At 54.5% G+C, this 12,229-nt stretch carries 14 protein-coding genes; 5 read left to right on the top strand and 9 right to left on the bottom strand.

Annotated elements, in window-relative coordinates; translation table 11 throughout:
- The first annotated feature begins 59 nt into the window (after nucleotides 1-59).
- Nucleotides 60-1,703 (top strand): multidrug ABC transporter permease/ATP-binding protein, encoded by a 1,644-nt coding sequence (locus tag BFV67_RS15135; RefSeq protein WP_069598609.1) that lies wholly within the window; start codon nucleotides 60-62, stop codon nucleotides 1,701-1,703.
- A 191-nt stretch (nucleotides 1,704-1,894) separates the two neighbouring features.
- Complete coding sequence (gene mgtE / locus BFV67_RS15130) at nucleotides 1,895-3,331, top strand: magnesium transporter (RefSeq protein WP_021241530.1); 1,437 nt, start codon at nucleotides 1,895-1,897, stop codon at nucleotides 3,329-3,331.
- On the opposite strand, the gene BFV67_RS15125 is transcribed toward mgtE, so the two are convergent.
- Nucleotides 3,294-4,583: a SulP family inorganic anion transporter gene (locus tag BFV67_RS15125; protein ID WP_069598608.1), complete on the bottom strand. Its 1,290-nt coding sequence runs from the start codon at nucleotides 4,581-4,583 to the stop codon at nucleotides 3,294-3,296. The two genes, mgtE and BFV67_RS15125, sit on opposite strands and share 38 nt — an antisense overlap.
- 187 nt (nucleotides 4,584-4,770) lie before the next feature.
- Between BFV67_RS15125 and mqo the strand changes: the two genes are divergently transcribed.
- Nucleotides 4,771-6,420: a malate dehydrogenase (quinone) gene (gene mqo / locus BFV67_RS15120; RefSeq protein ID WP_023344564.1), complete on the top strand. Its 1,650-nt coding sequence runs from the start codon at nucleotides 4,771-4,773 to the stop codon at nucleotides 6,418-6,420.
- A 93-nt stretch (nucleotides 6,421-6,513) separates the two neighbouring features.
- On the opposite strand, the gene eco is transcribed toward mqo, so the two are convergent.
- Nucleotides 6,514-7,017, bottom strand: coding sequence for a serine protease inhibitor ecotin (eco, locus tag BFV67_RS15115; RefSeq protein ID WP_008500963.1), 504 nt, complete (start codon nucleotides 7,015-7,017; stop codon nucleotides 6,514-6,516).
- A 209-nt stretch (nucleotides 7,018-7,226) separates the two neighbouring features.
- On the opposite strand from eco, the gene BFV67_RS15110 reads away from it, so the two are divergent.
- Together BFV67_RS15110 and BFV67_RS15105 are read left to right on the top strand one after the other, a co-directional pair.
- Nucleotides 7,227-7,487 carry a DUF2534 family protein gene (locus BFV67_RS15110; protein WP_069598607.1) on the top strand — a complete coding sequence of 87 codons (261 nt, stop codon included), beginning with the start codon at nucleotides 7,227-7,229 and terminating at the stop codon, nucleotides 7,485-7,487.
- Between the two features lie 124 nt (nucleotides 7,488-7,611).
- Nucleotides 7,612-8,799, top strand: coding sequence for an MFS transporter (locus tag BFV67_RS15105; protein ID WP_069598606.1), 1,188 nt, complete (start codon nucleotides 7,612-7,614; stop codon nucleotides 8,797-8,799).
- A 219-nt stretch (nucleotides 8,800-9,018) separates the two neighbouring features.
- Here the strand turns inward: BFV67_RS15105 and BFV67_RS15100 are convergent, their stop codons facing one another.
- Genes BFV67_RS15100 through BFV67_RS15075 form a run of 7 tightly spaced genes read right to left on the bottom strand, consistent with a single transcriptional unit; the run spans nucleotide 9,019 to nucleotide 12,228 of the window.
- Nucleotides 9,019-10,206, bottom strand: coding sequence for a phage integrase Arm DNA-binding domain-containing protein (locus BFV67_RS15100; protein ID WP_069598605.1), 1,188 nt, complete (start codon nucleotides 10,204-10,206; stop codon nucleotides 9,019-9,021).
- 2 nt (nucleotides 10,207-10,208) lie between these two features.
- Entirely contained in the window at nucleotides 10,209-10,418 is a 210-nt protein-coding gene (locus BFV67_RS15095) for a hypothetical protein (RefSeq protein WP_069598964.1), read from the bottom strand.
- A 44-nt stretch (nucleotides 10,419-10,462) separates the two neighbouring features.
- A complete protein-coding gene (locus BFV67_RS15090; RefSeq protein WP_016240149.1) occupies nucleotides 10,463-11,035 on the bottom strand; it encodes a 3'-5' exonuclease in 573 nt (190 codons plus the stop codon).
- A 2-nt stretch (nucleotides 11,036-11,037) separates the two neighbouring features.
- Nucleotides 11,038-11,214 (bottom strand): hypothetical protein, encoded by a 177-nt coding sequence (locus BFV67_RS24445; protein ID WP_016240148.1) that lies wholly within the window; start codon nucleotides 11,212-11,214, stop codon nucleotides 11,038-11,040.
- Nucleotides 11,214-11,453 carry a hypothetical protein gene (locus BFV67_RS15085; RefSeq protein ID WP_069598604.1) on the bottom strand — a complete coding sequence of 80 codons (240 nt, stop codon included), beginning with the start codon at nucleotides 11,451-11,453 and terminating at the stop codon, nucleotides 11,214-11,216. The genes BFV67_RS24445 and BFV67_RS15085 overlap by 1 nt, the downstream gene beginning before the upstream one ends.
- On the bottom strand, nucleotides 11,450-11,866 hold the full coding sequence (locus tag BFV67_RS24520; RefSeq protein ID WP_069598603.1) for a hypothetical protein: 417 nt from the start codon (nucleotides 11,864-11,866) through the stop codon (nucleotides 11,450-11,452). Before BFV67_RS24520 ends, BFV67_RS15085 begins: the two co-directional genes overlap by 4 nt.
- Nucleotides 11,863-12,228 (bottom strand): HNH endonuclease, encoded by a 366-nt coding sequence (locus tag BFV67_RS15075; protein ID WP_069598602.1) that lies wholly within the window; start codon nucleotides 12,226-12,228, stop codon nucleotides 11,863-11,865. Before BFV67_RS15075 ends, BFV67_RS24520 begins: the two co-directional genes overlap by 4 nt.
- Nucleotide 12,229 lies beyond the last annotated feature (1 nt).

Genomic DNA, 12,229 nt, shown 5'->3' with positions numbered 1-12,229 from the left:
GATGTCCGCGCAGGGCAGTTTACACTGCTCGCTGATTTTTTATTGTCCGGATTGCCTGCATGCAACTACTTCTCCTCGTCTGGCGTCAGTACCGCTGGCCCTTCGTCGCCGTCATGGCGTTAAGCCTGGCCAGCGCCGCGCTGGGTATTGGCCTGATCGCGTTTATTAACGTGCGGTTGATTGAAATGGTCGACACCTCGCTCTCCGTATTGCCGGAGTTTCTTGGCCTGCTGCTGCTGTTGATGGCGGTTACGCTCGGCTCCCAGCTGGCGCTGACTGCGCTCGGCCACCATTTCGTTTTCCGTTTGCGCAGCGAGTTTATCAAGCGCATCCTGGACACTCAGGTCGAGCGCGTCGAGCAGCTCGGCAGCGCCTCCCTGCTGGCGGGGCTGACCAGCGACGTTCGCGCCATTACTATCGCGTTCGTTCGTCTGCCGGAGCTGGTGCAGGGGATCATTCTGACCTTCGGCTCGGCGGCCTATCTCGCCTGGCTCTCCAGCAAAATGCTGGCGGTGACTGCGCTGTGGATTGCCATCACCATCTGGGGCGGTTTTGTGCTGGTGTCCCGCGTCTATAAACACATGGCGGTCCTGCGCGAAACCGAAGATAAGCTCTATAACGATTACCAGACGGTACTGGAAGGGCGCAAAGAGCTCACCCTGAACCGCGAGCGCGCCGAGTATATCTTTACCCATCTCTATATTCCGGACGCGCGCGAGTACCGGCATCACATCATTCGCGCCGATACCTTCCACCTGAGCGCGGTGAACTGGTCAAACATTATGATGCTGGGCGCCATTGGCCTGGTATTCTGGATGGCGAACAGCCTGGGCTGGGCGGACACCAACGTCGCGGCAACCTACTCACTGACGCTGCTGTTTTTGCGCACGCCGCTGCTCTCGGCGGTCGGCGCATTGCCTACCTTGCTGAGTGCGCAGGTGGCCTTTAATAAACTCAAAAAATTCGATCTCGCGCCGTTTAAGCCCGAATTCCCGCGCCCGCAGGCCTTCCCGAACTGGCAGACGCTCGAGCTGCGTAACGTCACGTTCCGCTATCAGGACAGCGCCTTCTCCGTGGGGCCGCTCAATCTGACGATCCGCCGCGGCGAGCTGCTGTTCCTGATTGGCGGCAACGGCAGCGGTAAATCGACGCTGGCGATGCTGCTCACTGGCCTTTATCAGCCTCAGTCGGGCGAGATTTTACTGGATGGCAGAGCGCTGAGCGCGGAGAAGCCCGAGGACTACCGCAAGCTTTTCTCGGCGGTGTTCACCGACGTCTGGCTGTTTGATCGGCTGCTGGGGCCGGAAGGGCAGCAGGCCAATCCTGCGCTGGTGGAAAAATGGCTGGCGCACCTGCAGATGTCGCACAAGCTGGAACTTCAGGACGGCAAGATCCTTAACCTCAAACTCTCCAAAGGGCAGAAAAAACGCGTGGCGCTGCTGCTGGCGCTGGCGGAAGAGCGTGACATCATTCTGCTCGACGAGTGGGCGGCGGATCAGGACCCGCACTTCCGCCGCGAGTTTTATCAGGTGCTGCTGCCGCTGATGCAGGAGATGGGCAAAACCATTTTCGCCATCAGCCACGACGATCATTACTTTATTCACGCTGACCGCTTGCTGGAGATGCGCGACGGCAGGCTGAGCGAGCTGACCGGTGAAGCGCGCGATGCGGCCTCGCGTGACGCGGTGGCGCGCACAGCCTGATGCCCGTGTGCCGGGTGGCGGCTTCGCCTTACCCGGCCTGGGATTTTGTAGGCCCGTGCAAGCGTAGCGCCGTCGGGCACAATGATTTGCACGATATGCCGCTTTTTTCTCCATCCCGGCCCGTTGTTTATTCTTATTTACATATCCTCGCGCTATGCTTAATACCAACTTATTTCATGGATTTATGATTGATGTCGGTATTAAAGAAAAACAGCGCCAGGCAGCGTGACCAGGAACGTGCGCGACTGATCTGGCTTCTCACGACCGATAAAGCGGTCACGTCTACGCTATTAGGCAAACTGACCCTGGCTGAGCAATATGATGTCGGCACGTTAGCCGACGATATTGCTGAGGTAGGTGCGCTGGTTGCTCACTTACCCCCGCCGGATCTGGCGGATACCCTGGAAGCGCTTCCCTCGGAAGAACGTCACGCCCTGTGGCGTCTGGTGCAGGATCACGAGCGCGGACAGGTGCTGCTTGAGGCCTCAGAAAACGTCTGGGACGACCTGATCGACGAGATGAGCGACCGGGATATTCTCGACGCTCTGCAAACCCTGGATATCGACGAGCAGATTTACCTGGTTCAGCACCTGCCGCGAAACCTGACCGGCCGTCTGCTGGCGTCACTGCCTGCCGATGAACGCGCGCGCGTGCGCCAGGTGATGCACTACGAGAAAAACAGCGTCGGCGCGATCATGGAGTTCGGCGTTATCACGGTGCGTCCGGACGTGACGCTCGGCACCGTGCAGCGCTATCTGCGTCGCCTGGGCAAAATGCCGGATAACACCGATAAGCTGTTTGTCACCTCCCGGGATAAAACCCTCCTCGGCGAACTGGAGCTGAAAACCATCCTGCTCAACAGCACCCAGCGGAAGGTGAGCGAGGTGATGGAAAACGAGCCGATGGTCTTCTCCCCGGAGGACGATGCGGAAAAAGCGGCGCGTACCTTCGAACGTGATGACCTCGTGAGTGCCGCCGTCGTGGACTCCGTCGGCAAACTGATGGGGCGTCTGACCATCGACGAGATCGTTGACGTCGTTTATGAAGAAACCGACAACGACCTGCGTGCGCTGGGGGGGATCAGCGCGGAAGATGACGTCCATGCTTCCGTCGGCAAGGCGGTGAAAACGCGCTGGGCGTGGCTGGCCATTAACCTGTGTACCGCGTTCATCGCTTCCCGCGTGATTGACGGCTTTGAACACACCATTTCGCAGCTGGTGGCGCTGGCCTCGCTGATGCCGATTGTGGCCGGGATTGGCGGCAACACCGGAAACCAGACCATTACCATGATCGTCCGCGCGCTGGCGCTGGAAAATATTCAGCCCGGCAACTTCGCCTTTCTGATCTTCAGAGAGATGGGCGTGGCGCTGATCAACGGCCTGGTGTGGGGCGGCATTATGGGCGGCATCACCTGGTGGCTGTATGACGATATGGCGCTAGGCGGTGTGATGATGCTGGCGATGGTGCTGAATCTGCTCGTGGCATCGATGATGGGCGTTATTATCCCGTTGACCATGACCAAACTGGGGCGCGACCCCGCGGTGGGGTCGAGCGTGATGATCACCGCCATCACCGATACCGGCGGTTTCTTTATTTTTCTTGGGCTGGCGACGATTTTTCTGCTTTAAGCCGACGCTTAATGCGGGCGGGAAGCAGCACCATGACGATAATCCCGCCCAGCACGCCAATCGCCAGATTGCCGGTTGATACCGTGGCGGCAACGGTGACCAGCATGACGACCGTTTCAGCAATCGGAGCCGTTTTCAGCGTGGCCGGCTGAAGGCTGTGCCAGCTGAAGGTTTTAACGGCGACGATGGCCATAATGCCCGCCAGCACCGCCATCGGGATGTTGGCCATCACGTCGCTGAGCGCCGTCACCAGGATCAGCAGCACGATGCCCGCAGCGAAGGTTGAAATTCGGCTTCGGCCTTTCCCCATCTCTACGTTAACGATGGTTTGTCCGATCATCGCGCAGCCCGCAATACCACCGTAAAATCCGGCCAGGATATTGCCGACGCCTAATCCAATGCTTTCGCGGCGTTTACTTGACGGCGTCGCGGTCAGCTCATCCACCAGCTTTGCGGTCAGCAGGGATTCCAGCAGGCCGACAAACGCGATGCTCAACGCGCACGGCCAGATTATGCTCAGCGTCTGTAAATTGAGGGGGACCAGAAGTTCGCTAAGACCCGGCAAGCCGCCGCTCATGGCGCCTTCATCGCCCACGGTCGGCAGGTTTTGCCCGGTTGAAACGGTAAACAAGGTTAACAGCACAATCGCAATCAGTGGGGAAGGGATGCTTTTGAAATAGCGCGGCACCCACAGCACGATCAGTACCGTCAGCACGAACAGGCCCACAATCAGCGGGCTTCGGCTCCAGAAATGCGGAACCTGCGCAAAGAAAATCAATATCCCGAGGGCGTTAACAAACCCGGTCATGACCGACTGGGGAATAAAGCGCATCAGCCTTGCCATGCCCAGCACGCCAAACAGAATCTGAATTACGCCAGCCATGAGCACGGCGGGAAGAATGTACTGTACGCCGTGCTCATGCACCATGGGCCCAATAACCAGCGCCACGGAACCGGCCGCGGCCGTGACCATCGCCGGGCGACCACCCAGTACAGACAGGGCAAGACAGAGCACAACGGAAGCGATCAGGCTGACCTTCGGGTCAACGCCCGCCACAACGGAAAATGAGATGACCTCGGGGATCAGCGCCAGGGCGGTAATCACGCCAGCCAGCGTTTCACGCGTCAGCTGCTTAGGGGAACGCAGCACGCTGGCGACACGGTTTTCAGGAGAGACAGCAGAATGGGGTAGGGACATAACGTTTCGCTGGTTAGGGCAGGCTTCCGTGCGCGCGATCACAAAACGCAACATACTAGCCAGTTAAACCGCGCTTTACCAGACGCTTCGATAATTCCTCACAAACAATCCATCATTAAATTTCACAATTACAATAATTTCGTAACCTTTAAACAATATTTAAAAGTTGTTACCGTGCCCCCGCAGCTTGTTTCACCTGCAATTTCCACGCATCAAGCACTTTTACACTAAGGCATAAATTATGAAAAAAATGACTGCCATGCTCTTTTCTCTGGCCGTGGGGCTTAACACCGTCTCTATGGCGGCGAAAGCTGACGCACCAAAAGAGCAGGAAACGGACGTCCTTTTAATCGGTGGCGGTATCATGAGCGCCACGCTGGGAACCTATCTGCAAGAACTGCAGCCGGACTGGTCAATGACCATGGTCGAGCGCCTTGATGGCGTGGCGCAGGAGAGTTCGAACGGCTGGAACAACGCCGGTACCGGCCATTCGGCACTCATGGAACTGAACTATACGCCGCAGAAAAAGGACGGTTCCATTAGTATCGAGAAGGCGGTAGAGATCAACGAGGCGTTCCAGGTATCTCGCCAGTTCTGGTCTCACCAGGTCAACAGCGGCGTACTGCACGACCCGCACTCTTTCATCAACACCGTACCGCACATGAGCTTTGTGTGGGGCGAGCAGAACGTCAACTTCCTGCGCGCGCGCTACGCCGCGCTGCAGCAGAGCACGCTGTTCCGCGGGATGAAATACTCTGAAGACCACGCGCAGATTAAAGAGTGGGCTCCGCTGGTCATGGAAGGTCGTGACCCGAACCAGAAAGTGGCGGCGACCCGTACCGAAATTGGTACCGACGTCAACTACGGTGAAATTACCCGTCAGCTGGTGACGTCTCTGAAGAAAAAAGAGAACTTCAACCTGCAGCTCAGCACCGAAGTGCGCGGTTTCAAGCGCAACGCGGATAACAGCTGGAGCGTGACCGTTGCCGATCTGAAAAACAACGAAGCCGAGCACGTCATCAAGGCGAAGTTTGTCTTTATCGGTGCGGGCGGTGCCGCGCTGAAACTGCTGCAGGAGTCCGGTATTCCGGAAGCGGATGACTACGCGGGCTTCCCGGTGGGCGGTCAGTTCCTGGTGTCCGATAACCCGGAAGTGGTGAATCGTCATCTGGCAAAAGTGTACGGTCAGGCTTCCGTGGGCGCACCGCCAATGTCTGTTCCGCACATCGATACCCGTATGCTTGACGGCAAACGCGTGGTGCTGTTTGGCCCGTTCGCGACCTTCTCCACTAAATTCCTGAAAAACGGCTCCCTGTGGGATCTGCTCAGCGCAACCACCACCTCTAACGTCAAGCCGATGATGGACGTGGGGCTGGATAACTTCGATCTGGTGAAATACCTGATTAGCCAGGTAATGCTGTCTGACGACGACCGTTTCGAAGCGCTGAAAGAGTACTATCCGCAGGCGAAGAAAGAAGACTGGCGTCTGTGGCAGGCGGGTCAGCGCGTGCAGATCATCAAGCGCGATCCGAAAGAGGGCGGCGTGCTGCGTCTGGGCACCGAAGTGGTGAGCGATAAGGACGGCACCATCGCCGCGCTGCTGGGTGCGTCACCGGGTGCGTCTACCGCTGCGCCAATCATGCTGCACCTGATGGAAAAAGTGTTTAAAGATAAAGTCGCCAGTCCGGAATGGCAGGCGAAGCTGAAGACCATTATTCCATCCTACGGCACGAAGCTGAACGGTAACGTGAGCGCGACGGAGCAGGAGCTGGAATACACCAGCCGCGTACTGCAGCTCCAGTACATCAAACCGCAGGCTGCGGATGCTGCGCCAAAAGCGGAGCTGAAGCCTCAGCCGGAAAACAAACCAGTTGCGGATATCGCGCTGTAAGGTAAAAAAGCCGGGTGGCGCTGACGCCTACCCGGCCTATGTTCGGTGTTGTTTTGTAGGTCGGGTAAGGCGAAGCCGCCACCCGACTTAATTTCAACGTACGACAGCCTGCTCAATCTTCTCTTCAGCCTTCCACACGCGATACTTCACTTCCACATTTTCAGGCGTATAAACCACGATCGGCAACTTGCTGTTGTAGCGCAGCAGGCTGTTGTCGCCCAGATACGCTGTCACAAATTTTTTCTCTTTCTTGCCATCCGGGCAGGCCATCATGGTGGAGACCGGAGAGGTGACTTTATCAAAGACGTAGTAGTCGTAACCCCAGCCTTCCAGCGTTTTGCTTTCCAGCTGACCACCCAGACGATGCTGGTTGCAGTCCACTTCCAGCGTCTTGCCAATTAACAGCTCCACTTTGTAGTTCGCTTCATCCTGCTGAACCGGAAGCTGAATCACCTGACGCTTCATCCCTTTATCCGCTTTCGGATACGGGGCGACTTTTTCCAGCGGCTGCGCTTTAGGTGTTTCGCTGGCGAAAGCGCTGGTGCTGACACACGCGGCGGCGATGAGTGCGATGGCAAATTTAGGTGCGTTTTTCATTGTCATTCCTTTATGTCAAAACGATCTTGCACAGGTTAACATAGCGGCCGTGAATGATTGGTGTTATTTACTTACATTTTCAATATATACAGCGTAATAAACCAGGTATTTGTTATTTATGCAGGTGTTTGTACTGGCGTGGAGTCTAGCAGGCGTTTGTGTTATTTTAGACTCTATATAATGTTATTCATCTGTAAAAGGGAAGAGAGATGGTTCGTGCAAAACTGAAAACGCCTGAAGGCCGCAAGTTCCTCCTGGCGTCGCTGGTCGTGTTTATGATTGCTGCCGCGTGCGTGGGGCGTGCCACGATTGTTGGCGTCATCGAACAGTACAACATTCCTCTCTCTGCCTGGACAACCAGCATGTACGTCCTGCAGTCGGCGATGATCTTTGTCTACAGTCTGGTATTCACCGTTCTGCTGGCTATACCGCTGGGTATTTTTTTCCTTGGCGGACGTGAGAAGCACTAAGCACCGATTTGCGATAACTGAGCCATCCTGCGGGGTGGCTTTTTTTATGCCTGATAATTTTTATTCGCCTTTCCAGGATATTCTGTTGAGAGCACCTTTGTTTACAGAAAGCAGGAGAGGCTTAATGCAATCCCGGTTTGCCACGCTCCGCCAGATCCCAAAAGGTGTCTGGGTGGTCGGTGGAGTAAGTATGTTGATGGATATCTCGTCGGAGATCATTCACAGCCTGCTGCCATTGTTTATGGTCACGACGCTGGACGCCAGCGTGATTTTCATTGGTTTGATTGAAGGCCTGGCTGAGGCCACTGCGCTGTTTATCAAGGTGTTTTCCGGCGCCATCAGTGACTATCTGGGCAAGCGTAAAGGGCTGGCGGTTCTGGGCTACGGTCTCGGCGCGTTGAGTAAACCGTTGTTCGCTATCGCCTCTTCTTCCGGCATGATTCTGGGGGCACGCTTAATTGACCGGGTCGGGAAGGGGATCCGGGGAGCGCCGCGCGATGCGCTGGTTGCTGACGTTACGCCGCCGGAACTTCGCGGCGCGGCCTTTGGGCTGCGTCAGTCGATGGACACCATCGGCGCATTTCTCGGGCCGCTGCTGGCCGTAGGATTGATGCTGCTGTGGAACGATGATTTCCGCACGATTTTCTGGATCGCGGTGATCCCCGGCGTGCTCGCCGTGGCGCTGCTTTTCTTCGGCCTGCATGAGCCGAAAACGCCCGTCGAACATAAACGCACGAACCCCATCAAAAAAGAGAACCTCAGGCGTCTCGGGAAAGGCTGCTGGTGGGTGATTGGTCTGGGGGCCATCTTCACGCTCGCACGCTTCAGTGAAGCCTTTCTTGTCCTGCGCGCACAGCAGTCGGGGGTGCCGCTGGCGCTGATCCCGCTGGTGATGGTGGCCATGAATCTGCTCTATTTCCTCTCTGCCTATCCGTTTGGCAAGTTATCGGACCGGATGAGCCACACCCGGCTACTGCAGTGGGGTCTGGTGATGCTGATTGGAGCAGATATTGTGCTGGCGCTGAGCACCCACTGGGCTGGAATGCTTCTGGGCGTTGCGCTTTGGGGAGTGCATATGGGGATGACGCAGGGGCTGCTGGCGGCAATGATCGCAAAAACGGCGCCTGCAGATCTGCGCGGTACCGCCTACGGCATTTTTAGTCTGGTCAGCGGCGTGGGATTGTTAGTCGCCAGCCTGGGGGCAGGAGCCATCTGGGAAACGTTTGGGGCGGAATATACGTTTTATGCCGGGGCGGTGATTTGTCTGGTAACGCTTGTGTACCTGCGCAAAACGCCGGACGAGGCGAAATAAAAAACCAGCCATAAGAGGCTGGTTTTCAATGTGTTTTTGGTCGGCACGAGAGGATTTGAACCTCCGACCCCCGACACCCCATGTCACTGCGATAAATCCGCTGTAACCCTTGTAAATACTGGTGCTTCGACATATTCGACTGTATATACAAACAGTGCATTTTTTGCAAAATCCGCACTATATACATCAATGAGTTACGGGTAGGTTTTTCCCCATACATCACCCGGCTTTAAAGGCAATTTCAGCATGAGGAACTTCTACCCATTCCACATGGTTCTGGGTATAAATTTTTGTCGATTTTGCATCACTATGGGCCATCCTTGCCTGCGGATCGATACCTTGTCTTTCGAAAATATGAGCCGCCAGCGCTCTAATCTCGTGGAAAGTTGGCCTTTCTTTGATAGGTAATTCTGCCGCTACACCTATCCGGTCCCGCAGCTCTGAAAATGCCCTGCTCAAATAATCAGGGGCCACCTGTGTTGGGTGATTAACTTCCTTGCTTATCGGATTGCTTCTCTTTTCCAGAAGCCGGTGAACAACATAAGGACTGGCCACATTGTCTCTGCTGTTGTCGATGATCTCTTTCAGGGCCCTGCCGATCGGAATAGCGACGTGTGAAGCCTCTTTGTGCTGCACTTTTTGCCGATGAATGTAAAGCGTTCCGAATATGCCAGCCTCCTCCTGATCGAACCATACACAGCCGCAAACCCCTTCTTGAGGTTCCTTGATCGAGTACCGGATCCGGGAAACTTCCAGGCGCGCTTGCGTAGTTTGTATGGCAAGGTCCATTGCAGTCTTCAGCCAAGGTTCAGCAGCTGCATGTATGGCCAGGAACTGTTCCAAAGTAAGTCGCCGGCGGACCTTTTTATCGACACGCCGCATTTTTTTCCGTGTTGCAGGGTTATCCATCATTAGCGATTCATCAACAGCATAAGAGAATAGCTTTTTCAGGAAGCTAACTTTTCGGTTCTGAACATTGGCCGACGATTCAGAATGGTAATTTCGTATGTAGGCATTTACGTGCTCAAGCTCAATATCGCATGCGGGTATGTTATTAAAAAATTCTTTAACCCTGATGGCATCATTATTCCAATCGTCAAGTGTGCTTTTAGACGGCTGCTCATCTTTGATCGCTCTCTCCATAATACGATCAACATGTTCAGAAAACGGGTGGGCTTCACCATTCAGCCCTCCCGATTCCCGAATTAATGAATCTATTGATGGTGTATTTTCAGGGCGCATCCTCAGGTTATATTCTCGGGCGATGGCGATAGCCATTACTCGATCCGAACCGAGAGTTTTCTTTTTCCCAGTTATAAGCGTGAACTTATACACGCCGCGATCTTTATCAAAAAAAAGATAATCAGGAAGGTGGCGGTATTCTTTTTTTCGTGGCCTTGCTGCCATGGTCAACCCTCAATTATTAACTGACGTACCGCCTGATTAACAACTGAGTCAACTCCCCACTTTTCGGTTTCATAGACAAAAACTGAACCATCTACAATCCTTCCCATGAGTAATCCGTTTTCGACCCAACGTTTAATTGTACGGTTGTCAGGAATGGAGTCTTTGGTAAATTCGCGCTTACTCCAGAGACTCGCTTTCATTAGCTTTGCCATGGTTTCCTTCTCCATAAAGCCCGGCTGCACCCGGGCTGAGTGGTTTACTCGTTGGTGCTGGTGGCAGGGATAATTTTCTGCCAAATTGCTGACACATATTTTGCCTGATGGCGCGCATCAGCCAGGGCGTTATGAACATCGCCAATGAAAGGCATGTCACGCTTCGGATCGAAACCAACACTGCGACCGAGGGTAACAATCGTGCGTACATCATGATCGTTCCAAAATTCCCACGGGCAAATGCGTCCGGCGCGTTCGTAAGCTCCGCGCAGAATCACATTGTCAAAGGTGGCCCCGTTACCCCAGACCTTCATGTATTTGAGATTATATGCATGCCGGTGAATGAAATGGCTAAGTTCCGACAGTGCATCAGTGATAGGCATCGCATCATCAACGCAAATAGCTGAGCGCGCCTCAGGGCTTTGTTTTAGCCACCAAAGAATTGTATCTCCATCCGGTACCGCGCCTTGAGCCATTGCGCTTTCAAGCGAGACGGCCGTGTAGAATTCTTGGCCAAGTTCACCTGTTTGAGGGTTAAAAAAGACGGCACCAATTGAGACGATCGGCGCGTTTGGCTTTTTCCCCATTGATTCGAGGTCAATCATTAAATCGTTCATCGTTAGCTCTCAAATTTCCATGAATGGTTTATTACTTCAGTGGCATCGCCACGGCAGGGGTTATCTAATTTTTGTCCACCACACTGCCCGTACTCGACGTCTACCCAATCTGATATGTCGCTATCGGTAGCGTGATCCGGAACATCAATTTCGATGGTTATGATGATTGTCTTAGGCATCAGGCCCCATCCTCTTTATGGAAATTTACCCATTCAGTGTCCTCAGGTATTCCAGGGGATAGTAAAGGGTTTGTTGCAGCCAGCATTTCACCGGCTGCACCACTCCGCTGGATTCGGCGAAGCACTTCATAAATCTCGAACATCTCTATTCGCTCATCACCTATGTCAAGCTCACAGGCCAACTTATGGCATTCACCGGCCAGCACCGCTACCTTCTGGAGGAATTCTGATTTAGTCACAGCTTCACCTCCTGCTGTGGTGCTGCTGAGATCATCGCTGCCCAGCATAACTTGGCCCGATGCGCTGCTTGTTCGCAGCCACTCATTTTCTGATACGCCTCCCACACTTCAGATTTACTGAAGAATTCGTCTGGCTCCGACTCGAAGCCTTCGATAACCATCTTCTCCGTCGGCTCAATCGGTACCAGTTTCCAACCATCCGGAATCACCGGAGAGTTGCTGCAGCGCGACTTGGCGTTTTCGGCACCCTGAAGCATGGCGGAGCGGTGTCGCAATAACTCTATCAATACATTTTCGAATAACCGGGCATTCACCTCTACGGACCCATGAACACCACGCGAGTTACATTCGCTAATCACCGTTTGGGTTTTAAAGAGGATCATTGTCAGGCGTTCGGTTGTAATAATGCTCATACTGTCGCTCCTTCCTGATACTGTTCAAACCAGAAAACAACCGGATCGGGCTTCATCTCAACCAGCCCCATACGAACCAGCGCCTTACCTTTCCCCGACCGGAGAAATTCCCGGCGACCATCGTCGATAATTCGTCTGTAATCATCAAGGCTGCTACAGTGCTTGTGCAGGTTGCATGGGTGGCAAGCCGGTACCAGATTGTCGATTTCATCGCGCTCCTGGTGAAGCATCTGTCCATCGAAACGAATGACCGGCTTGACGTGGTCTGCGTGCCATTTGTCGCCGAGCTCGTGCCCACAATAAGCACAGCGGCCGCCGAACTTCATGCGCAGCTCTGCGCGCTGTTTTTTCGTCAGCGACATA

It is taken from the genome of Enterobacter roggenkampii (assembly GCF_001729805.1).
Lineage (GTDB): Bacteria > Pseudomonadota > Gammaproteobacteria > Enterobacterales > Enterobacteriaceae > Enterobacter > Enterobacter roggenkampii.
This window is presented reverse-complemented; position numbering and strand designations above follow the sequence as displayed.